Origin of the sequence: Citrobacter sp. wls829 (genome assembly GCF_005280825.1) — a bacterium.
Classification (GTDB): Bacteria; Pseudomonadota; Gammaproteobacteria; order Enterobacterales; family Enterobacteriaceae; genus Citrobacter; species Citrobacter gillenii.
The window spans coordinates 225,606-247,787 of record NZ_SZWP01000029.1 but is presented as its reverse complement, the minus strand read 5'-3'; the positions used below and the strand labels follow the sequence as shown (position 1 = coordinate 247,787).

General features: G+C 54.9%; 21 protein-coding genes. 14 read left to right on the top strand and 7 right to left on the bottom strand.

All coding sequences use genetic code 11. The features are described from left to right. Window positions 1–54: 54 nt before the first annotated feature. The 4 genes from osmY (at window position 55) to FDW88_RS03705 (ending at window position 2,928) form a co-directional block, all read left to right on the top strand. The gene (gene osmY / locus FDW88_RS03720; RefSeq protein ID WP_115259528.1) at window positions 55–672 is read left to right on the top strand and encodes a molecular chaperone OsmY; all 618 of its coding nucleotides are present in this window, start codon (window positions 55–57) and stop codon (window positions 670–672) included. A gap of 126 nt (window positions 673–798) precedes the next feature. Beyond that, window positions 799–960 (top strand): DUF1328 domain-containing protein, encoded by a 162-nt coding sequence (locus FDW88_RS03715; protein WP_003019081.1) that lies wholly within the window; start codon window positions 799–801, stop codon window positions 958–960. Between the two features lie 121 nt (window positions 961–1,081). Further along, the gene (locus tag FDW88_RS03710; RefSeq protein WP_096758407.1) at window positions 1,082–2,155 is read left to right on the top strand and encodes a patatin family protein; all 1,074 of its coding nucleotides are present in this window, start codon (window positions 1,082–1,084) and stop codon (window positions 2,153–2,155) included. Continuing rightward, complete coding sequence (locus FDW88_RS03705) at window positions 2,152–2,928, top strand: metal-dependent hydrolase (protein ID WP_137362045.1); 777 nt, start codon at window positions 2,152–2,154, stop codon at window positions 2,926–2,928. Before FDW88_RS03710 ends, FDW88_RS03705 begins: the two co-directional genes overlap by 4 nt. A gap of 79 nt (window positions 2,929–3,007) precedes the next feature. On the opposite strand, the gene FDW88_RS03700 is transcribed toward FDW88_RS03705, so the two are convergent. Next, window positions 3,008–3,871 (bottom strand): YjjW family glycine radical enzyme activase, encoded by an 864-nt coding sequence (locus FDW88_RS03700; RefSeq protein WP_137362044.1) that lies wholly within the window; start codon window positions 3,869–3,871, stop codon window positions 3,008–3,010. Next, the gene (locus FDW88_RS03695) at window positions 3,843–5,393 is read right to left on the bottom strand and encodes a YjjI family glycine radical enzyme (RefSeq protein ID WP_137362043.1); all 1,551 of its coding nucleotides are present in this window, start codon (window positions 5,391–5,393) and stop codon (window positions 3,843–3,845) included. The genes FDW88_RS03700 and FDW88_RS03695 overlap by 29 nt, the downstream gene beginning before the upstream one ends. A gap of 261 nt (window positions 5,394–5,654) precedes the next feature. Between FDW88_RS03695 and deoC the strand changes: the two genes are divergently transcribed. From deoC to deoD, 4 genes are all read left to right on the top strand, one after another. Continuing rightward, complete coding sequence (gene deoC, locus FDW88_RS03690; protein ID WP_181883348.1) at window positions 5,655–6,434, top strand: deoxyribose-phosphate aldolase; 780 nt, start codon at window positions 5,655–5,657, stop codon at window positions 6,432–6,434. Between the two features lie 107 nt (window positions 6,435–6,541). Next, entirely contained in the window at window positions 6,542–7,864 is a 1,323-nt protein-coding gene (gene deoA / locus FDW88_RS03685; RefSeq protein WP_137362042.1) for a thymidine phosphorylase, read from the top strand. 52 nt (window positions 7,865–7,916) lie between these two features. Beyond that, window positions 7,917–9,140 carry a phosphopentomutase gene (deoB, locus tag FDW88_RS03680; protein WP_096758401.1) on the top strand — a complete coding sequence of 408 codons (1,224 nt, stop codon included), beginning with the start codon at window positions 7,917–7,919 and terminating at the stop codon, window positions 9,138–9,140. Window positions 9,141–9,239: 99 nt separating this feature from the next. After that, window positions 9,240–9,959, top strand: coding sequence for a purine-nucleoside phosphorylase (gene deoD, locus FDW88_RS03675; protein WP_000224864.1), 720 nt, complete (start codon window positions 9,240–9,242; stop codon window positions 9,957–9,959). Between the two features lie 85 nt (window positions 9,960–10,044). Here the strand turns inward: deoD and lplA are convergent, their stop codons facing one another. Then, the gene (gene lplA / locus FDW88_RS03670; protein ID WP_115259522.1) at window positions 10,045–11,061 is read right to left on the bottom strand and encodes a lipoate--protein ligase LplA; all 1,017 of its coding nucleotides are present in this window, start codon (window positions 11,059–11,061) and stop codon (window positions 10,045–10,047) included. A gap of 22 nt (window positions 11,062–11,083) precedes the next feature. Next, window positions 11,084–11,725: a YtjB family periplasmic protein gene (locus tag FDW88_RS03665; RefSeq protein ID WP_096758398.1), complete on the bottom strand. Its 642-nt coding sequence runs from the start codon at window positions 11,723–11,725 to the stop codon at window positions 11,084–11,086. Between the two features lie 115 nt (window positions 11,726–11,840). Here FDW88_RS03665 and serB point away from each other — a divergent pair, with 115 nt between their 5' ends. The 3 genes from serB (at window position 11,841) to nadR (ending at window position 15,578) form a co-directional block, all read left to right on the top strand. Next, the gene (serB, locus tag FDW88_RS03660; protein ID WP_115259521.1) at window positions 11,841–12,809 is read left to right on the top strand and encodes a phosphoserine phosphatase; all 969 of its coding nucleotides are present in this window, start codon (window positions 11,841–11,843) and stop codon (window positions 12,807–12,809) included. An 11-nt stretch (window positions 12,810–12,820) separates the two neighbouring features. Further along, on the top strand, window positions 12,821–14,203 hold the full coding sequence (radA, locus tag FDW88_RS03655) for a DNA repair protein RadA (RefSeq protein WP_096758396.1): 1,383 nt from the start codon (window positions 12,821–12,823) through the stop codon (window positions 14,201–14,203). A gap of 142 nt (window positions 14,204–14,345) precedes the next feature. Continuing rightward, window positions 14,346–15,578 (top strand): multifunctional transcriptional regulator/nicotinamide-nucleotide adenylyltransferase/ribosylnicotinamide kinase NadR, encoded by a 1,233-nt coding sequence (gene nadR / locus FDW88_RS03650; protein WP_135912622.1) that lies wholly within the window; start codon window positions 14,346–14,348, stop codon window positions 15,576–15,578. A gap of 101 nt (window positions 15,579–15,679) precedes the next feature. On the opposite strand, the gene ettA is transcribed toward nadR, so the two are convergent. Next, window positions 15,680–17,347 carry an energy-dependent translational throttle protein EttA gene (gene ettA / locus FDW88_RS03645; protein WP_096758394.1) on the bottom strand — a complete coding sequence of 556 codons (1,668 nt, stop codon included), beginning with the start codon at window positions 17,345–17,347 and terminating at the stop codon, window positions 15,680–15,682. Between the two features lie 331 nt (window positions 17,348–17,678). On the opposite strand from ettA, the gene sltY reads away from it, so the two are divergent. Further along, window positions 17,679–19,616: a murein transglycosylase gene (gene sltY, locus FDW88_RS03640; RefSeq protein WP_137362041.1), complete on the top strand. Its 1,938-nt coding sequence runs from the start codon at window positions 17,679–17,681 to the stop codon at window positions 19,614–19,616. Window positions 19,617–19,704: 88 nt separating this feature from the next. Beyond that, complete coding sequence (gene trpR, locus FDW88_RS03635) at window positions 19,705–20,031, top strand: trp operon repressor (protein WP_096758392.1); 327 nt, start codon at window positions 19,705–19,707, stop codon at window positions 20,029–20,031. A gap of 49 nt (window positions 20,032–20,080) precedes the next feature. Here the strand turns inward: trpR and yjjX are convergent, their stop codons facing one another. Further along, window positions 20,081–20,596 (bottom strand): inosine/xanthosine triphosphatase, encoded by a 516-nt coding sequence (gene yjjX / locus FDW88_RS03630; RefSeq protein WP_096758391.1) that lies wholly within the window; start codon window positions 20,594–20,596, stop codon window positions 20,081–20,083. A 52-nt stretch (window positions 20,597–20,648) separates the two neighbouring features. On the opposite strand from yjjX, the gene gpmB reads away from it, so the two are divergent. Next, a complete protein-coding gene (gene gpmB, locus FDW88_RS03625; RefSeq protein WP_137362040.1) occupies window positions 20,649–21,296 on the top strand; it encodes a 2,3-diphosphoglycerate-dependent phosphoglycerate mutase GpmB in 648 nt (215 codons plus the stop codon). Here gpmB and robA read toward each other — a convergent pair. Continuing rightward, window positions 21,293–22,162: an MDR efflux pump AcrAB transcriptional activator RobA gene (robA, locus tag FDW88_RS03620; protein WP_096758389.1), complete on the bottom strand. Its 870-nt coding sequence runs from the start codon at window positions 22,160–22,162 to the stop codon at window positions 21,293–21,295. The genes gpmB and robA overlap by 4 nt on opposite strands. Window positions 22,163–22,182 lie beyond the last annotated feature (20 nt).

Sequence of the window (22,182 nt, the reverse complement as noted above, 5' to 3'; positions counted from 1 at the left end):
GCTCAGCCCGATAAGCGGCAGAGCATCGATATGAGCAAAAAAAGGATTAAATCGATGACAATGACAAAACTGAAGATCTCAAAAACGCTGCTGGCTGTGATGCTGACGTCTGCTGTTGCCACGGGGTCTGCATTTGCAGAAAACGCGACCACCGATAAAGGGCAATCCGGTCTTGAAAGCGCAGGGCAGAAAGTTGATAGCTCGATGAATAAAGTCGGCGATTTCATGGATGACAGCTCCATTACCGCAAAAGTGAAAGCCGCGCTGGTCGATCACGAAAGCATTAAGAGCACCGATATCTCGGTTAAAACAGACCAGAAAGTGGTCACGTTAAGCGGATTTGTTGAAAGCCAGGCGCAGGCAGAAGAAGCGGTAAAAGTGGCGAAAGGCGTTGAGGGAGTTACCTCCGTGAGCGACAAACTGCACGTGCGTGACAGCAAAAGCACTTCTGTAAAAGGCTATGCGGGCGATACGGCAACCACCAGTGAAGTCAAAGCCAAATTGCTGGCTGATGACATCGTTCCTTCTCGCAAAGTGAAAGTGGAGACCACCGATGGCGTGGTTCAGCTTTCAGGCACCGTTGACTCACAGGCGCAAATCGAGCGCGCTGAGAGTATCGCCAAAGCCGTTGATGGCGTGAAAAGCGTTAAAAACGACCTCAAAACTCAGTAATTCGACTTAATTCGCCAACCTGATATTTGTCGGAAGGCGCGTTGTGCACCACACTAAAATATCGCAATGGGCGGCCTGAGCGCCCATATCAAGCGGTTGACATTAACTATGGTAAAGGAGAAGCGTATGTTTCGTTGGGGCATCATATTTCTGGTTATCGCGTTAATTGCCGCCGCTCTGGGCTTTGGTGGACTGGCGGGTACCGCTGCAGGTGCAGCGAAAATTGTCTTCGTGGTGGGGATTATCCTGTTCCTGGTCAGCCTGTTTACCGGGCGTAAACGACCCTAGTTGGTAAACCGTAAAGAAAAATTGCTACTCAGCCAGTCCAGCGGACTGGCTTTTACGGTTTTAGTGATACGTAATTTGCGTTACTTTGTCGCTCTATCATAAAAAAAACAGGAAGGCAGAGGTGGGGCAGAGAATACCCGTCACGCTCGGTAATATTGCGCCGTTATCGTTACGTCCGTTTCAACCCGGCAGCATGGCGCTGGTGTGCGAGGGCGGAGGGCAAAGAGGCATTTTTACCGCGGGCGTGCTGGACGAGTTTATGCGCGCGCAGTTTAATCCTTTTGATCTCTTCTACGGGACGTCCGCTGGTGCGCAAAACCTGTCGGCCTATCTCTGTAACCAGCCGGGTTACGGGCGCAAAGTGATTATGCGCTACACCACCCGACGTGAATTCTTTGACCCGGTGCGGTTTGTGCGCGGGGGAAATCTCATCGATCTCGACTGGCTGGTAGAGGCCACCGCCGCGCAGATGCCGCTGGCGATAGACCATGCCGAACAGTTATTTGCCGCGGGAAAAGCGTTTTACATGTGCGCCTGTCGCGGAGATGACTACACGCCGGGCTATTTTTCGCCGAACCGACAAAACTGGCTCGACCTTCTGCGTGCGTCCAGCGCCATTCCTGGATTTTATCGTAGCGGGGTAGCGCTGGACGGCGTGAACTATCTGGACGGTGGGGTCAGTGACGCCATCCCCGTTCAGCAGGCGGTAAAGCAGGGGGCCAAAACGCTGGTGGTGATCCGCACCGTGCCCTCGCAAATGTACTACACCCCGCAGTGGTTCAAACGCATGGAACGTTGGCTGGGGGAAAGCAGCCTGCAACCGCTGGTCAATCTGGTGCAGCATCATGAGGCCAGCTATCGCGCCATTCAGAGTTTTATTGAAAAACCGCCGGGTAAGCTGCGTATCTTTGAGATCTATCCGCCCAAGCCGCTCCACAGTATGGCGCTGGGAAGCCGAATTCCGGCCCTGCGGGAAGACTACAAAACCGGACGCCTGTGTGGACGTTACTTTTTGGCGACCGTCGGTAAACTGTTGGCGAAAAACACACCGTTGCCCCGCCAGACGCCGAAGATTATGGTGCCTGGACCGGTGGTGGTCCCTCCGGCACCGGTTGCCAACGATGCCCTTATACCGGTGGTGGCCGATGCACCTCAGGCCAACGACACGACGTTTAGCCATGAGGATCTGGCGTGAGCTATCGGTTTATCGATACGCATTGTCATTTTGATTTTCCGCCGTTCACCGGCGACGAACCTGCCAGCATTCAGCGGGCAATTGAAGCCGGTGTGAGCCGCATTATTATGCCGGCGACCGAGGCGGCGAACTTTTCCCGCGTGCTGGCGTTGGCGCAAACCTACCCCCCGCTATTTGCAGCTCTGGGTTTACATCCGATTGTGATTGAACATCATGACGATGATGCCCTTGACCAGTTGCAACAGGCGCTGGAAAAGCGTGTACAGAAGGTGGTGGCGGTAGGAGAGATAGGACTGGATTTGTATCGTGACGATCCGCAGTTCGACAAGCAGGAAAGGATGCTGGACGCGCAGCTTCAACTGGCGAAGCGCTACGAACTGCCGGTGATCCTGCATTCACGACGTACTCATGACAAACTGGCGATGCACCTTAAGCGCCATGCGCTACCGCGTACCGGCGTAGTGCATGGCTTTGCCGGGAGCTTGCAGCAGGCGGAACGCTTTGTGCAGCTGGGATATAAAATTGGCGTGGGCGGAACCATTACCTATCCCCGTGCCAGCAAAACGCGCGAGGTGATGGCGCGGCTGCCGCTGGGATCCTTGCTGCTGGAAACCGATGCGCCGGATATGCCGCTCAACGGCTTTCAGGGTCAGCCCAATCGCCCGGAGCAGGTCACCAGGGTGTTTGAAGTATTATGTGAGCTGCGCCCGGAGCCCGCAGAGGTCATCGCCGAGGCGTTGTATCGCAATACGACGGCATTGTTTACGGTGTGATTGTTGAGTGCCGGATGGCGTATCCGGCCGACAAAAGTGTGCGCTCCGTAGGCCTGATAAGCGAAGCGCATCAGGCATTTCACAGGTACAGCGCCGGGAAAATCACATTATTCACACCGCGTTCGCGCAGTCCTTGCGCCAGTTGCTGCACGTCCTCTGGCGTCGCGCTCGGCCAGGCTTTGGCTTCACCATACACGCCATGCGCATGAAACGCGTTAAGCCGCACGGGAATGTTGCCCAGGCGGTGAATAAACGCGGCCAGCGCATCAACGTGCTGCAGGTAATCAACGTGTCCGGGAATGACCAGCAGGCGAAGCTCCGCCAGTTTTCCCCGCTCGGCCAGAAAGAGAATACTGCGCTTGATTGCCGCGTTATCGCGCCCGGTGAGCTGCAAATGACATGCGCTATCCCAGGCTTTTAAATCCAGCATGACACCATCGCAAACCGGCAGCAGCTTCTCCCAGCCGGTTTCACGCAGCATGCCGTTGCTGTCCACCATGCAGGTCAGGTGTTGCAGGTGCGGATCGGCTTTGATCGCTGAGAACAGCGCAATCACGAAAGGAAGCTGCGTTGTCGCCTCACCGCCGCTCACGGTTATCCCTTCAATAAACAACGATGCCTTACGAATGTGATGCAGCACCTCATCGACGCTCATCGTCTGCGTCATTGGCGTGGCCTGCTGCGGGCACATTTGTAGGCAGGTGTCGCACTGCTGGCAAACATCGGACTGCCACCACACTTTTCCCGCACTCAGACTTAAGGCGTCATGTGGACAATGCAGTACGCACTCCCCGCAATCGTTGCATCGCCCCATCGTCCACGGATTGTGGCAATTTTTACAGCGCAGATTGCACCCTTGCAGGAACAGGGCCAGGCGACTGCCCGGCCCGTCGACGCAGGAGAAAGGGATCAGCCTACTTACTGAAGCGCATCTGCTGTTCATGACTCATCACGCGAGGTTGACGTTCCAGAATGCGAGTATTGCGAGCGGCCTCTTCGCCCAGCCAGGTGGTGTTGGTGCGTGAGCCTTCGGCACGGTATTTTTCCAGATCTGACAGGCGCACCATATAACCGGTGACGCGGACCAGATCGTTACCGCTGACGTTGGCGGTAAATTCACGCATTCCGGCTTTAAACGCGCCCAGGCAAAGCTGTACCAGCGCCTGTGGGTTACGCTTGATGGTTTCATCCAGCGTGAGGATGTCGCTGATCCCGGCGTGATAATACGCGTGATGCGGGGCCACGGTTTGCAGATGAGTAATAGGATCCGGCTCGTCGCCATACGGCAGACGCGCGCCCGGCGTGGTGCCAATGTCTGAACTGATCCCCGACTGCGCATGCAGCATCGCCCGCTGCTGCCAGCCGTATTTCACCGGTGTGTTGGCCACAAAGTCGGCAAGCTGGGCGCTGATCCGATAGCCCATCTCATTAGCGCTCTCATCTTTGCCGTAGCGTGCGTTCAGCCCGGCCTTCTCACACAGCAGGTTTACCGCCTCCGCCAGGCCGTACATACCAAACATCGGCACAAAACGTTCGGGATCAATCAACCCTTCCTGCACCAGGAAGCTATTCTCAAAGAAATGTGATTTCTCATAGAGGAATTCACACCGTGAATCAATGATGGCAATTTGCTGCTGGCAATAGTGCGGTAGGGTGTGCGTAAAGAAGTCATCGACAGACGTGCTGCGCTCTGCGATGGCTTTCAGATTCAGCCTAACCAGCGTACTTCCGCCGCCCGCCAGCGGCAGCGAGTTGTAACAACTGACGACGCCATAATGGCCTTTTGTGAAAATTTTATCATTTTCAGGGCCGTTGGAAATATGCGGTTTACTGCATTCGCAAATATTTTGCGCCACGTTTAACAGCAGGTCGTCAGGTGTGATTTGTGGATCATAAATAAAGGTAAGATTAGGCGAGACCTGCTTTAGCTCTGCATCTGCACGTAAAATGGCGCGGGTGATCGGCGTATCGGCCGGGCCAATATTGGCATGCATAAAGGCGTCTGGCAGGGTTCTGTCGAGATACCGCCAGAAACGTTTTATTCGAATATCGATCTCTTCTTGTGTTAGAATTCTAACATACGGTTGCAGCAGGGCATCGAGCTGACCAAGGTACACCGGCATCGACGTCACTGACGGAACATGGTGGTACAGAATGGTGAGCAAGGATAAGGCGTCATCAAGATCCTGTGCACCTTCCAGCTCCAGCCAGGCTGAACCGTTGGCCAGAAAATGCGCATAATTGGGCAAAACATAACGTGGTTTGAACGGGGCATGACCTTCGTACATATCGCAGATAACCCCGTCATCCAACGCCTGGCGTGCTTCAGCAGGCAACTGCGGATAAGGCAGTGCGTTTTCTGCCTCCAGCGCCAGAAAGTGGCGTTTCTGCTCAGGGCTGAGCACCGGACTGGTCACGATTTGTTGGCAGCGCTGTTGCAGCGCGAGTTCGCTTGAAGTGGGCATCGTCGATTCCTTTATGTGCCGAAGGTTAAGCAACATTGTAGGAAGCAACCGATCCTCAACCTTTGATCCGGATGCGCCTGATGCCATCGCTTCTCGCCAGTAAAGCTCAATTATTTGAAGTAGATCTCATTAGAGTAATGCAAATCTGTATGTGGTTTTCATTAACTGTGATGTATATCGAAGTGTAATAGCGAGTGGATGTTAGAATACTAACAAACTCGCAAGGTGAAATTTTATACGGCGATGCCGTTGGAGAATGTTATGACCGATTTAACAGCAAGCAGCCTGCGTGCCCTGAAACTGATGGACCTGACCACCCTGAATGATGACGACACCAACGAAAAAGTGATCGCGCTGTGTCATCAGGCAAAAACCCCAGTGGGTAACACGGCGGCAATCTGTATCTATCCGCGTTTCATCCCTATTGCGCGTAAAACGCTGAACGAGCAGGGCACGCCGGATATCCGTATTGCAACGGTAACCAACTTCCCGCACGGCAACGATGACATCGATATTGCGCTGGCAGAAACCCGCGCAGCGATTGCCTACGGCGCAGACGAAGTTGATGTGGTATTCCCGTATCGTGCGCTGATCGCCGGTAATGAGCAGGTCGGTTTTGACCTGGTGAAAGCCTGTAAAGAAGAGTGTGCAGCGGCAAACGTGCTGCTGAAAGTGATCATCGAAACCGGTGAACTGAAAGAAGAAGCGTTGATTCGCAAAGCATCTGAAATCTCCATCAAAGCAGGGGCTGATTTCATCAAGACCTCTACCGGTAAAGTCCCGGTTAATGCGACGCCGGAAAGCGCACGCATCATGATGGAAGTGATCCGCGATATGGGCGTTTCGAAAACCGTTGGTTTCAAACCGGCTGGCGGCGTGCGTACAGCGGAAGACGCGCAGCAATTCCTCGCCATTGCTGATGAACTGTTTGGCGCAGACTGGGCGGATTCCCGTCACTATCGCTTTGGCGCATCCAGCCTGCTGGCAAGCTTGCTGAAGGCGCTGGGTCACGGCGACGGTAAGAGCGCAAGCAGCTACTAAGTTTTTATTGCCCATCGTAGGCCGGATAAGGCGCAAGCCGCCATCCGGCATGAATACGACTTGCCGGGTGGCGCATTGCTTACCCGGCCCATAATCGGGAGGTTCCCTTGTTTCTCGCACAAGAAATTATTCGTAAAAAACGTGATGGTCATGCGCTGAGTGATGAAGAAATTCGTTTCTTTATTAACGGTATTCGCGACAACACCATCTCTGAAGGGCAAATCGCCGCCCTGGCGATGACCATTTTCTTCCACGATATGACAATGCCTGAGCGTGTTTCGCTGACCATGGCAATGCGTGATTCAGGAACCGTGCTGGACTGGAAAAGTCTGCAGCTGAACGGCCCGATTGTGGATAAGCACTCTACCGGCGGTGTGGGTGACGTAACGTCACTGATGTTAGGTCCAATGGTTGCAGCATGCGGCGGCTATATTCCGATGATTTCCGGGCGGGGTCTGGGTCATACCGGCGGTACGCTGGATAAACTGGAAGCGATCCCGGGATTTGACATCTTCCCGGATGACGCGCGTTTCCGTGAAATTATTAAAGACGTGGGTGTGGCGATTATTGGGCAAACCAGCTCGCTCGCACCGGCGGATAAACGTTTTTATGCCACCCGCGACATTACCGCGACGGTGGATTCCATTCCGCTGATCACCGGTTCGATCCTGGCGAAAAAGCTGGCGGAAGGGCTGGATGCGCTGGTCATGGACGTGAAAGTTGGTAGCGGCGCCTTTATGCCAACCTACGAACTTTCAGAAGCCCTTGCTGAAGCAATTGTCGGCGTGGCGAATGGGGCAGGCGTGCGTACCACCGCACTGTTAACCGATATGAACCAGGTGCTGGCTTCCAGCGCCGGTAACGCAGTAGAAGTCCGCGAAGCCGTGCAGTTCCTGACCGGTGAATACCGCAATCCACGTTTGTTAGACGTCACCATGGCGCTGAGTGTGGAAATGCTGATCTCCGGCAAACTGGCGAAAGACGATGCCGAAGCCCGCGCCAAGCTGCAGGCGGTATTGGATAACGGTAAAGCGGCGGAAATTTTTGGTCGCATGGTCGCGGCGCAAAAAGGTCCGACCGACTTCGTGGAAAATTATGCGAAGTATCTGCCGACGGCAATGCTCAGCAAAGCGGTATATGCTGATACCGAAGGTTTTGTTAGCTCAATGGATACCCGTGCGCTGGGGATGGCGGTAGTTTCCATGGGCGGCGGTCGTCGTCAGGCATCGGACACCATTGATTACAGCGTCGGCTTTAGCGACATGGCGCGTCTGGGCGACAGCGTAGACGGGCAGCGTCCGCTGGCGGTGATCCATGCCAAAGATGAAGCCAGCTGGCAGGAAGCGGCGAAAGCGGTCAAAGCGGCAATCAGTCTTGACGACAAAGCGCCAGAAATTACACCGACAGTCTATCGTCGTATAACCGAATAACTGTATACTGATCTGATCGCTTTTTTGCGGCGCAAAAGGTACGGAGAATAATATGAAACGTGCATTTATTATGGTGCTGGACTCCTTTGGTATAGGTGCGACTGAAGACGCTGACCGCTTTGGCGACGTTGGCGCCGATACTATGGGGCATATTGCAGAAGCCTGTGCGAAAGGCGAAGCTGACAATGGTCGCAAAGGTCCGCTGAATTTGCCTAACCTGACCCGTCTGGGCCTGGTGAAAGCTCACGAAGGTTCTACAGGTAAAATTGCCGCCGGAATGGACGGTAATGCGGAAGTGATCGGTGCCTACGCATGGGCGCATGAACTCTCTTCCGGCAAAGACACGCCGTCTGGTCACTGGGAAATCGCCGGTGTGCCGGTGCTGTTTGACTGGGGTTACTTCTCCGATCATGAAAACAGCTTCCCGCAGGAGCTGCTGGACAAACTGGTTAAGCGCGCCAACCTGCCGGGCTACCTCGGCAACTGCCACTCTTCCGGTACGGTCATTCTGGATCAACTGGGCGAAGAACATATGAAAACCGGCAAGCCGATTTTCTATACCTCCGCTGACTCCGTGTTCCAGATTGCCTGTCACGAAGAGACCTACGGTCTGGATAAACTCTACGAGCTGTGCGAAATCGCCCGTGAAGAACTGACCGAAGGCGGCTACAACATTGGTCGCGTGATCGCCCGTCCGTTTATTGGTGATAAAGCCGGTAACTTCCAACGTACCGGTAACCGTCACGATCTGGCCGTAGAACCGCCAGCGGCGACCGTTCTGCAGAAACTGGTCGACGAGAAAAAAGGCCATGTTGTCTCTGTAGGTAAGATTGCTGACATTTACGCGAACTGCGGTATCACTAAAAAAGTGAAAGCAACCGGTCTGGACGCGCTGTTCGACGCCACCATCAAAGAGATGAAAGAAGCGGGTGATGAGACCATCGTCTTCACCAACTTCGTCGACTTCGACTCTTCCTGGGGCCATCGTCGCGATATCGCCGGCTATGCCGCAGGCCTGGAGCTGTTCGACCGCCGCCTGCCTGAGCTGATGGAGCTGGTAGGGGAAGATGACATTCTGATCCTGACCGCTGACCACGGCTGTGACCCAAGCTGGCCGGGCACTGACCACACTCGTGAGCACATTCCGGTGTTGATCTATGGCCCGAAAGTCAAACCGGGTTCACTGGGTCACCGCGAAACCTTCGCGGATATCGGTCAGACGCTGGCGAGCTACTTTGGCACGTCGCCGATGGACTACGGTAAAAACATGCTGTAATGCAATTGCCCGGTGGCGCAAGCTTACCGGGCCTACGGTTTTGTAGGCCTGATAAGGCGTAGCCGCCATCAGGCAATAACAACGAAATAAGGATAAAAGATGGCAACTCCACATATTAATGCAGAAATGGGTGATTTCGCTGACGTCGTATTGATGCCTGGCGACCCGCTGCGTGCGAAGCACATTGCTGAAACTTTCCTCGAAGATGTCCGTGAAGTGAACAACGTTCGCGGCATGTTAGGTTTCACCGGGACTTACAAAGGCCGTAAGATCTCCGTCATGGGTCATGGTATGGGTATCCCATCCTGCTCCATCTACACCAAAGAACTGATCACCGATTTCGGCGTGAAGAAAATCATCCGCGTAGGCTCCTGTGGCGCTGTGCGTATGGACGTCAAACTGCGTGACGTGGTGATTGGAATGGGTGCTTGCACCGACTCCAAAGTTAACCGTATCCGCTTTAAAGATCATGACTTTGCCGCTATTGCTGACTTCGACATGGTGCGTAATGCTGTTGATGCGGCCAAAGCGCTGGGCGTAGACGCGCGCGTGGGCAACCTGTTCTCCGCTGACCTGTTCTACTCTCCGGACGGCGAAATGTTCGACGTGATGGAAAAATACGGCGTGCTGGGCGTGGAAATGGAAGCGGCGGGTATCTACGGTGTTGCGGCTGAGTTTGGTGCGAAAGCGCTGACCATTTGCACCGTGTCCGACCATATCCGTACTCACGAGCAGACCACGGCTGCTGAACGTCAGACGACCTTCAACGACATGATCAAAATCGCGCTGGAATCCGTGCTGCTGGGCGATAAAGAGTAATATCTTTAGTGCCGGGGGGCGGCTTCGCCTGACCCGGCCTACGGTTTTGTAGGCCCGCTAAGCACAGCGCCAGCGGGCTTTTTTATTAGCGTACCGCGCTTGCTATCCACGCCGACAGTTCTCGTAGCTCTTTTTCCTGTTGCGGGAAATCGCCAATCAACGCCTCGCACTCCTGTTGCAGCCTGTCCGCCCGATACAGACACCCTTGCAAGCTGCCCGCCAACGCTTCTAATGGCGCGGGATTGAGGCTGTCGGTAAAGACCTGCGCGCGGGTGATATGGCCTTTCTCCACGTCGAAATGTAACTCGACGCCACCCCAGGTAAAACGCTCATCCAGCAGATGAGAGAAGGCAGGGGCCTGACCAAAGTTCCACTCCCAACTGCTCTGGCGGGCAAACGTTTCGGCGAAGTTGGGCAGATCCGGCGTGTTATCCGGGGAAATAATTTCAGCCGCTACGCGTTCGCCGTAGTGTTGGAAAAAGGCGTCGGTCACGGCTTCACAGATTTTTTCATGAGTGATCTCAGGCAGCAGTTCAACCAGATTCGCGACCCGACCACGCACGGAGGTGATCCCCTTCGCCTGAAGCTTTTTCTGATCAGGGTTGAGGTAATTCGCCAGACGACTGAGGTCGGCATTCAGCAACAGCGTACCGTGGTGGAACCCGCGATCTTTGGTTTCTCGATACGCCGAACCTGAAACTTTGCGATCGCCTTCGGCCGTTTTGACCACCAGATCGTTACGCCCGGAGGCGTCAGCGTTGACGCCCAGTGCGTTCAGGGCATTGAGTACGATAGTGGTGGAGATGGTTTTGTCGTATTCCGGTTTGCCTGCCATAAAGGTAAAGCAGGTATTACCGAGATCGTGAAACACCGCGCCGCCGCCGCTGCTACGGCGAGCCAGCCGGACGTTATCCTCTTCCATGCGTCGGGTATTGCACTCTTTCCACGGGTTTTGCGCCCGGCCTATGACCACCGTATCGGCGTTGCGCCATAAAAACAGCACGCGCTGCGTGGCGGGCATTTGACGAAAAATGCACTCTTCAACCGCCAGATTAAACCACGGATCGTAAGAGTCGGAGATAAGCAGGCGTAATGTGGTCATGGTTGATTTCCTTCCTGGTGAATTACTCTTTTTTCTCGCTGTCTTCTTCCTGCACCGGTTTGTTGGCGGTCAGCAGGAACGGCGATTGTTGCCAGCGGGTGCGCTTACCTTGCAGTAATGTCCGGGTTAATACCACGCCAATCGCCAGTGACAGGAGCAGCATCAGGCGTAGAATGTTGGTGGTGTTATCCACCTGTTTGGCCTCGGTGGCAAGGGTATGGGTATCCAGCGTCAGGCGCAGGTAGCCCAGCGGACCATTTTTGCCCTGAATGGGTTCGACAATTTGCTGATTAAAATAGCCCCCGGCTTTTTTACCGTCCAGCGCCAGCCGGTCGCGAACATTCACGCTCTCACCGGCATGCGTAATGAGATCGCCCTGTTCATCATAGACGCCCGCATCGAGAATACGGCTCTCGTCGGTGAGTTGGCGCAGCACGACAGCGATGCGTTTTTCATCCGGCGTTTCGGTACGCATTAGCGGCGCGACGTTTAACGCAACCTGGCGGGCCAGCGTGCGGGCCAGCTCTTCCAGCTGCGGATTTCGCTGCTGTTGATGGTTTTGACTAAACCACGACGCGCCCTGCATCAGGGCGACGAGCAGCGCGAGGCAGGACAATACAATCACTGCACGATGAAGTCGGAATTTCAGTTTTGCGCGAGCCATATTCCACCTGCTGAAAATTTGAGACTTAATGTTGCCAGAAGCGCTGGTTACAGGGTAGCCTCATGCGTTATTTTCCCCTGATGATTCCGACCCGAACGATTTTACAGGAGCTTTAATGCCTAACATTACCTGGTGCGATCTACCTGAAGATGTCTCTCTGTGGCCAGGTCTGCCCCTCTCTTTAAGTGGTGATGAAGTGATGCCACTGGATTACCACGCGGGCCGTAGCGGCTGGCTGCTGTATGGTCGTGGGCTGGATAAACAACGCTTAACGCAATACCAGAGCAAACTGGGGGCGGCGATGGTGATTGTGGCGGCCTGGTGCGTCGAGGATTATCAGGTGATTCGCCTCGCGGGATCGTTAACGCCGCGGGCAACAAAACTGGCGCATGATGCCAAACTGGATGTTGCCCCGCTGGGGAAAATCCCGCATTTGCGCACGCCAGGCCTGCTGGTGATGGACATGGATTCGACGGCGATCCAGATCGAGTGCATTGACGAAATCGCTAAACTGGCCGGAACCGGCGAGATGGTCGCAGAAGTGACGGAACGCGCGATGCGCGGGGAGCTGGATTTTACCGCTAGCTTGCGCAGCCGCGTCGCCACGCTGAAGGGTGCGGATGCCAATATTTTGATGCAGGTACGTGAAAATCTCCCGCTGATGCCCGGCTTAACGCAACTGGTGCTGAAGCTGGAAACGCTGGGCTGGAAAGTCGCGATAGCCTCCGGTGGCTTTACCTTCTTTGCTGAATATCTGCGCGAAAAGCTGCGCCTGACGGCGGTTGTGGCGAACGAGCTGGAGATCATGGACGGGAAATTTACCGGCAACGTGATTGGCGATATCGTCGATGCTCAGTACAAGGCCACCACCCTGACCCGACTGGCGCAGGAATATGAAATCCCAATGACGCAAACGGTGGCGATTGGCGACGGCGCTAACGATCTGCCGATGATCAAAACGGCAGGGCTGGGGATCGCCTACCATGCTAAGCCGAAAGTGAATGAAAAGACAGAGATTACTATCCGTCACGCTGACCTGATGGGGGTGTTCTGCATTCTCTCCGGTAGCATGAACCAGAAATAACGAGGTAAAACGTGGCAAAAGCTCCTAAACGCGCCTTTGTATGTAATGAATGCGGGGCCGATTATCCGCGCTGGCAGGGGCAATGTAGCGCCTGTCAGGCCTGGAACAGCATCACCGAGGTGCGTCTTGCGGCGTCACCGACGGTGGCACGTAACGAGCGCCTCAGCGGCTATGCCGGTAATGCAGGCGTCGCTAAGGTGCAAAAGCTGGCGGATATCAGTCTGGAAGAGCTGCCGCGTTTTTCTACCGGTTTTAAAGAGTTTGACCGCGTGCTGGGCGGCGGTGTGGTGCCCGGCAGTGCCATTCTGATCGGCGGTAATCCAGGCGCCGGGAAATCCACCCTGCTGCTGCAAACGCTGTGCAAGCTTGCCGAGCAGATGAAGACCCTGTACGTCACCGGGGAAGAATCGCTGCAACAGGTGGCGATGCGCGCCCATCGACTCGGTCTGCCGACGGCAAATCTGAATATGCTGTCAGAAACCAGCATTGAGCAGATTTGCCTGATTGCAGAGGAAGAGCAGCCAAAGCTGATGGTCATCGACTCCATTCAGGTGATGCACATGGCGGATATTCAGTCTTCGCCGGGCAGCGTGGCGCAGGTGCGTGAAACCGCCGCATACCTGACGCGCTTTGCTAAAACGCGCGGCGTGGCGATTGTCATGGTCGGTCACGTCACCAAAGATGGCTCTCTGGCTGGGCCAAAAGTACTGGAGCACTGCATTGACTGCTCGGTGCTGCTTGACGGCGATGCGGATTCTCGTTTCCGTACCCTGCGTAGCCATAAAAACCGCTTTGGTGCGGTGAATGAGCTTGGCGTCTTCGCCATGACCGAACAGGGCCTGCGCGAAGTCAGCAACCCTTCCGCTATTTTCTTAAGCCGTGGCGATGAAGTGACCTCCGGCAGCTCGGTGATGGTGGTCTGGGAAGGGACGCGTCCACTGCTGGTGGAGATTCAGGCGCTGGTCGATCACTCGATGATGGCGAACCCTCGGCGCGTAGCAGTCGGATTGGAACAAAACCGTTTGGCGATCTTGCTGGCAGTGTTGCACCGTCACGGCGGCCTGCAAATGTCTGACCAGGACGTGTTCGTTAACGTGGTTGGCGGCGTCAAAGTCACCGAAACCAGTGCCGATCTTGCGTTACTGCTGGCGATGGTTTCCAGCCTGCGCGACAGGCCGTTACCGCACGATCTCGTGGTCTTTGGCGAAGTGGGGCTGGCGGGGGAGATTCGCCCGGTTCCCAGCGGCCAGGAGCGAATTTCTGAAGCGGCGAAGCACGGTTTCCGTCGGGCGATTGTCCCTGCCGCCAATGTGCCGAAAAAGGTGCCGGAAGGAATGCAGGTTTTTGGCGTTAAAAAGCTCGCGGATGCGTTAAACGTGTTTGACGACTTATAATTCATTACCCGTCGTCTTTCTGTCGGCAGGTATGTTGGCTGCCACCAGAAATCCATAGGGTAATTATTTGTTTCACCCTGTAGGCCTGATAAGCGAAGCGCCATCAGGCAGTGTTACGCGATTTTTCCAGCAGGAGGCTCTTGTGTCATCGTTCGACTATCTCAAAACCGCCATTAAGCAAAAGGGCTGTACCTTGCAACAGGTGGCGGATGCCAGTGGTATGACCAAGGGATATTTAAGCCAACTGCTGAATGCCAAAATCAAAAGCCCCAGCGCGCAAAAGCTGGAGGCGCTGCACCGTTTTCTCGGGCTTGAGTTTCCCCGTCAGCAGAAAAATATCGGTGTGGTATTCGGTAAGTTTTATCCGCTGCATACCGGGCATATCTATCTGATCCAGCGCGCCTGTAGCCAGGTTGACGAGCTGCATATCATCATGGGCTATGATGAAACGCGCGACCGTAGCCTGTTTGAAGACAGCGCCATGTCACAGCAGCCCACAGTTTCTGACCGTCTTCGCTGGCTGCTGCAAACCTTCAAATATCAGAAAAATATCCGTATTCATGCCTTTAATGAAGAAGGCATGGAGCCCTATCCGCACGGCTGGGATGTCTGGAGTAACGGCATAAAAACGTTTATGCAGGAGAAAGGGATCCAGCCAAACTGGATCTACACCTCTGAAGAAGCCGATGCGCCGCAGTATCTGGAACATCTGGGAATTGAAACGGTGCTGGTCGATCCCAAGCGCACATTCATGAGCATCAGCGGCGGGCAAATCCGTGAGAACCCGTTTCGCTACTGGGAGTATATTCCCACCGAGGTGAAACCGTTTTTCGTGCGCACCGTGGCGATCCTTGGCGGTGAGTCGAGCGGAAAATCGACGCTGGTGAACAAACTCGCCAATATCTTCAACACCACCAGTGCGTGGGAATATGGCCGTGATTACGTCTTCTCCCATTTGGGCGGCGATGAGATGGCTCTGCAGTATTCCGATTACGATAAAATCGCGCTTGGACAAGCGCAATACATTGATTTTGCAGTTAAATATGCTAATAAAGTGGCATTTATCGACACCGACTTTGTCACGACGCAGGCGTTCTGTAAAAAGTATGAAGGGCGTGAGCACCCGTTTGTGCAGGCGCTGATCGACGAGTACCGCTTTGACCTGGTGATTCTGCTGGAAAATAACACGCCGTGGGTGGCAGATGGACTACGCAGTCTGGGCAGTTCGGTTGACCGGAAGGCGTTTCAGTCGCTGCTGGTGGAAATGCTGCAGGAAAATAACATCGATTTTGTCCACGTCGAGGAGCCAGACTATGACGGTCGCTTCCTGCGCTGCGTGGAGTTGGTGAAAGAATTGATGGGTGAGCAGGGGTAGATTTTAATGCAGGATGGCGGCATAAACGCGTTGTCCGGCCTACAAGTTGCACTCACCTCGTAGGCCGGACACGCACAGCGCCATCCGGCACTTAACGGCAATTACTTAGAAATACGCTTGTACTTGATACGCTTCGGTTCCAGCGCATCTGCGCCCAGCGTGCGTTTCTTGTACTCTTCGTATTCGGTAAAGTTACCTTCGAAGAACTCGACTTTGCCTTCATCCTGGTAATCCAGAATGTGGGTGGCGATACGGTCGAGGAACCAACGGTCGTGCGAGATAACCATTGCGCAGCCCGGGAACTCCAGCAGGGCGTTTTCCAGCGCGCGCAGGGTTTCGATATCCAGGTCGTTGGTCGGTTCATCGAGCAGCAGCATGTTGCCGCCAACCTGCAGCAGCTTCGCCAGGTGCAGACGACCACGCTCACCACCGGACAGCTCGCCGACGCGTTTACCCTGATCAACACCTTTGAAGTTGAAGCGGCCTACGTAAGCGCGGCTTGGCATTTCGGTGTTGCCGATCTTCATGATATCCAGCCCGCCGGACACTTCTTCCCACACGGTTTTGCTGTTATCCATTGCGTCACGGAACTGGTCAACGGAGGCCAGTTTCACGGTTTCACCCAGTTCAATGGTGCCGCTATCTGGCTGTTCTTCACCGGAGAGCATGCGGAACAGGGTGGATTTACCCGCGCCGTTCGGACCGATGATCCCGACGATAGCGCCTTTCGGTACCGAGAAGCTCAGGTCGTCGATCAGGACGCGGTCGCCGTAGGATTTACGCAGGTTAGTAACCTCAACGACTTTATCGCCCAGACGAGGTCCTGGTGGGATAAACAGTTCGTTGGTTTCGTTACGCTTCTGGTATTCGGTATTGTTGAGCTCTTCAAAGCGTGCCAGACGGGCTTTACCCTTCGACTGACGGCCTTTTGCACCCTGGCGTACCCACTCCAGCTCTTTCTCAATGGATTTACGGCGAGCCGCTTCCTGAGAGGCTTCCTGCGCCAGACGCTGATCTTTCTGCTCCAGCCAGGAAGAGTAGTTACCTTCCCACGGAATACCTTCACCGCGGTCAAGCTCCAGGATCCAGCCAGCCACGTTATCGAGGAAGTAACGGTCGTGGGTAATTGCCACCACGGTCCCTTCGAAGTCGTGCAGGAAGCGTTCCAGCCATGCCACGGATTCAGCATCCAGGTGGTTGGTCGGTTCGTCGAGCAGCAGCATGTCTGGTTTTTCCAGCAGCAGGCGGCACAGCGCGACGCGGCGGCGTTCACCCCCGGACAGCTTCTCAATTTTGGCATCCCAGTCCGGCAGACGGAGTGCGTCAGCGGCGCGCTCCAGCTGTACGTTCAGGTTGTGGCCGTCGTGTGCCTGAATGATTTCTTCGAATTTACCCTGCTGTGCGGCAAGCTTATCGAAGTCGGCATCCGGCTCGGCGTACTTCGCGTACACTTCATCCAGGCCTTTCAGGGCGTTAACCACGTCGGCGACCGCTTCTTCAACGGACTCACGCACGGTATGTTCCGGATTCAGCTTCGGCTCCTGAGGCAGGTAACCGATCTTGAGGCCCGGCTGTGGACGAGCTTCGCCCTCGATGTCGGTATCAATACCGGCCATGATGCGCAGCAGGGTGGATTTACCCGCGCCGTTCAGACCGAGTACACCGATTTTGGCACCCGGGAAGAAGCTCAGAGAGATGTTTTTAAGAATATGACGTTTCGGCGGAACGACTTTGCCGACACGATGCATGGTATAAACGAATTGAGCCACGTTGGACTTCGCCTCTTTTATATACTCTTCATCCTTCAGGCTGCCTCTGTGTTGGCTGCATTCGAAAACCCTGGTCACATAGCCATCTATGCTCGCAGGGATTTTCTCTCTTGCCGCCTTGATGCAGCCAGAATGATTTTGAGTAGGGTGATGAATAGTTATCAAAGGCGAAGTGTAGCCTTTTTCATTGCTCAATCCCAGCCAGCAGATCTCACTCGCAACAAAAGTAAAAAAGTGTCCGGAACGTGGCACTTTCTGCAATGTCTGATTAGCATGAATCTATTAAGCGGCATGATGCTGCACAGTCGTAACACGATAAGAGGAAGAGCTTGTGGACAAAGCCAAACACGTAGCCTGGCGCCTGCTGGCAGCCAGCGTATGTCTGCTGACGATCAGTCAAGTGGCGCGAGCGGATTCTCTGGATGAACAGCGCAATCGCTATGCACAAATTAAGCAGGCCTGGGATAACCGGCAGATGGACGTCGTCGAGCAGATGATGCCGGGCCTGAAAAGCTATCCTCTGTATCCCTACCTTGAATATCACCAGATTACTGACGATCTGATGAATCAGCCCACCGTTACCGTCACCAATTTTGTGCGCGCTAATCCAACGCTGCCGCCTGCACGCACGTTGCAATCGCGCTTCGTGAACGAACTGGCACGTCGGGAAGACTGGCGAGGGTTGTTAGCATTCAGCCCGGATAAGCCCGGCACCACCGAAGCGCAATGTAATTACTACTATGCGAAATGGAGTACCGGGCAGGCCGAAGAAGCCTGGCAAGGTGCAAAAGATCTTTGGCTGACCGGGAAGAGTCAGCCCAACGCCTGTGACAAATTATTCGGCGTATGGCGGGCATCGGGGACTCAGGATCCGTTAGCGTATCTTGAACGTATTCGCCTGGCGATGAAGGCGGGTAATACCGGACTGGTTACCGCGCTGGCCGGACAAATGCCAGCGGATTATCAGACCATTGCTTCAGCGATTATTGCACTGGCAAACAACCCTAACTCGGTGATGACGTTTGCGCGCACCACCGGCGCTACGGATTTTACCCGTCAGATGGCGGCGGTGGCGTTTGCCAGCGTAGCGCGTCAGGACGCGGAAAATGCACGTTTGATGATCCCTTCATTGGCGCAGGCGCAGCAGTTAAATGACGATCAAACTCAGGAGCTACGCGATATCGTCGCCTGGCGTCTGATGGGCAACGACGTTACTGACGAGCAGGCCAAATGGCGCGATGATGCGATTATGCGCTCACAATCCACCACGCTTGTGGAGCGCCGTGTGCGGATGGCGCTGGGAACTGGCGATCGTCGAGGGCTGAATACCTGGCTGGCGCGCCTGCCGATGGACGCGAAGGAAAAAGATGAATGGCGTTACTGGCAGGCGGATCTGCTGCTGGAGCGCGGACGTGACGCCGAAGCGAAAGAGATCCTGCATGCGCTGATGCAGCAGCGTGGTTTCTATCCGATGGTGGCGGCACAGCGCCTTGGTGAAGAATACACGCTGAAAATAGACAAAGCGCCTGCGGATGTTGACGCTGCCCTGACGCAGGGACCGGAGATGGCGCGCGTACGTGAGTTGATGTACTGGAACATGGACAACACCGCGCGCAGCGAGTGGGCGAATCTGGTCACCAGCCGCACCAAGTCTGAGCAGGCGCAGCTGGCGCGTTATGCGTTTAACAACCATTGGTGGGATCTGAGCGTGCAGGCCACGATCGCTGGCAAACTCTGGGATCATCTGGAAGAGCGTTTCCCGCTGGCCTACAAAGATCTGTTTACCCGTTACACCAGCGGGAAAGACATTCAGCCAAGCTACGCGATGGCCATTGCCCGTCAGGAAAGTGCCTGGAACCCGAAGGTAAAATCGCCGGTGGGTGCCAGCGGGTTGATGCAAATTATGCCGGGTACGGCGACGCATACAGTGAAGATGTTCTCGATTCCGGGTTACAGCAGTCCTAATCAGCTGTTGGATCCTGAGACCAATATCAACATCGGCACCAGCTATTTACAGTATGTGTATCAACAGTTTGGCAATAACCGCATCTTTGCTTCAGCAGCCTATAACGCCGGACCGGGTCGCGTTCGTACCTGGCTTGGCAACAGTGCAGGGCGCATTGACGCGGTGGCCTTTGTAGAAAGCATCCCGTTCTCCGAGACCCGTGGGTACGTGAAAAACGTGCTGGCTTACGATGCCTACTATCGTTACTTCCTCGGTGATAAGCCGGAATTGATGAACGACGCAGAATGGCAACGCCGTTACTGATCGTGGTGAGTGTGTTATGCTATCGTACTCGTTAAAGAGTACAAAGGGGGAGGCAATCGCGCCTCCCCCGCAACGATGGCGATATCTTATGACTCAGCAATCACCCTATTCAGCAGAGATGGCAGAACAGCGTCACCAGGAGTGGTTACGTTTTGTCGACCTGCTTAAACACGCTTATGAGCAAGATTTACACCAGCCATTGCTCAATTTGATGTTAACGCCTGATGAGCGCGAAGCGCTGGGGACTCGCGTGCGCATTATTGAAGAACTGCTGCGCGGCGAGATGAGCCAACGCGAGTTGAAAAACGAGCTTGGGGCCGGTATTGCGACCATAACGCGTGGGTCCAATAGCCTCAAAACTGCGCCGGTCGAGCTGCGTCAGTGGCTGGAACAGGTGCTGCTCGGAAAAGATTGAATTGCCTGATGGCGCAGTGCTTATCAGGCCTACAACGTAGCGCAAATAATTACCGATACACCGCGTTATGGAACGGGCTGAGCGCCAGGATCACCGCCTGGTGATAGACGCTGGCACGGGTTAACTTCCCGGCGGTAAACACGCCAATCGCCCCTTCTTTACGGCCTATCTCGTCAATGCCTGTGTACTGTGACATCACCGGACCGAGCGCTTCTCCCTGACGGACTCTGTCGAGAATCACCGCCGGCAGCGGCAGCGTAGCGGAACGCGCTTCACCACGCTGAACGCCATTATCAATCACCACCCAGCTGAAGGTCGCGTCATCGTCAATGCCGGCTTCAATGGCCACCCAGAAATCGGCCTGAGGATGCAGGCGGCGTGCGTTATCTATGCGATTTCGTGCGCCAGTGCGCGTTTCCTGACTTCCAAAAGGTTGTTCCGGCACACCGCTCTCGACGGCGACGGGTTCAATATGGCAGGATCCTTCACCGAAAATCTCTTCAAATGCCCGAAGAATTGCCTGAATTTTGGCAGGATTGGTGGTCGCAGAGATAACCTTGTGCATAATTAAGCTCAGTTTGAAAATTCATCGCATCGCAGTATAACGGAAAAAACGCATGTTACAGGTATACCTTGTTCGCCACGGTGAAACGCAGTGGAACGCCGAGCGACGTATTCAAGGCCAGTCAGACAGCCCGCTGACCGCTAAAGGTGAACAGCAAGCTATGCAGGTTGGCGAACGCGTCCGCTCGCTTGGCATTACTCACGTCATCAGTAGCGATTTAGGTCGTACACGACGCACCGCAGAAATCATCGCCCAGGCGTGTGGCTGTGATATCACCTTCGACGCCCGCCTGCGCGAGCTGAATATGGGGGTGCTGGAAAAGCGCCACATCGACTCTCTGACGCCAGAGGAAGAGGGCTGGCGTCGCCAGTTAGTCAACGGCACGGTTGATGGTCGTATTCCGGATGGGGAATCCATGCAGGAACTGGCCGATCGTGTTAACGCCGCGTTGGCATCTTGTCTGGAACTGCCGCAAGGGAGCCGCCCATTGCTGGTAAGCCACGGTATTGCGCTGGGTTGCCTGGTGAGTACGATTCTGGGACTGCCCGCCTGGGCTGAGCGTCGGCTGCGTCTGCGCAACTGCTCGATTTCCCGCGTCGATTATCAGGAAAGTTTATGGCTTGCGCCGGGTTGGGTGGTAGAAACGGCAGGGGACATCTCGCATCTGGACGCCCCTGCGTTGGATGAGCTACAGCGTTAACGGCGAATAGGAATCAGGAATTCGCAGCGTAGGTTAATAGGGCGATCGCCTGCTTTGGCATCTTCTGCCGGGTAGTATCGCTCTATATCCTGACCTTTACGACGAGTCAGGTTCAGCATTGGCATACAGGTGCCATACACTGTCAGAATAAATTCCTGCACGCCCGTTCCCAGGCCTTCATAGGTAAACATGACATATTCGCCGCCCTGCAACAGGATTGGCTGCGCGGACGGTACATAGCCGCTGGCCTGTTCCGGTGTGAGTGCGGTGGTATAGAAGACTTCCTGCTCGTCATCTTTTTCAAAACTCGGACGCGTTTCGTTGAGTCCGTACAGCACCGGCGGAATGGCAGGAGCCTGGCTCAGGAAGTCGCGCCAGAACTGAATACGCATTTCATGACGGAAGTCGGAAATCTGTTCCAGCGAGCAAGAGTAGCTTTGCGTGGTGCCGAGCAACTGCGTGTCTTCCAGCGTCACGAACTGATGCGCTGGCATCGCAAATTCCCCGAGTCGCATCGGTGGGCGAATACCAAAAGCGCTCCATTCCGGCGAGCGGCGGTACAGTGCAGGCGTCTGAGCGAATTGTTTTTTGAACGCACGGGTAAACGTCTGTTGAGAGTCAAAACGGTATTGCAGGGCAATATCCAGAATCGGACGCGCAGTCAGGCGTAGCGCCACAGCGGACTTCGATAAACGACGGGCGCGGATGTAGGCACCAATAGCGTGGCCCGTCACGTCCTTAAACATTCTCTGCAGATGCCACTTGGAATAGCCTGCTTTTGCCGCCACATTGTCAAGCGACAGAGGCTGATCCAGATGACCTTCCAGCCAGATTAATAGGTCGCGAATAATGCCAGCCTGATCCATAAAATATCCTCATCCTTTCA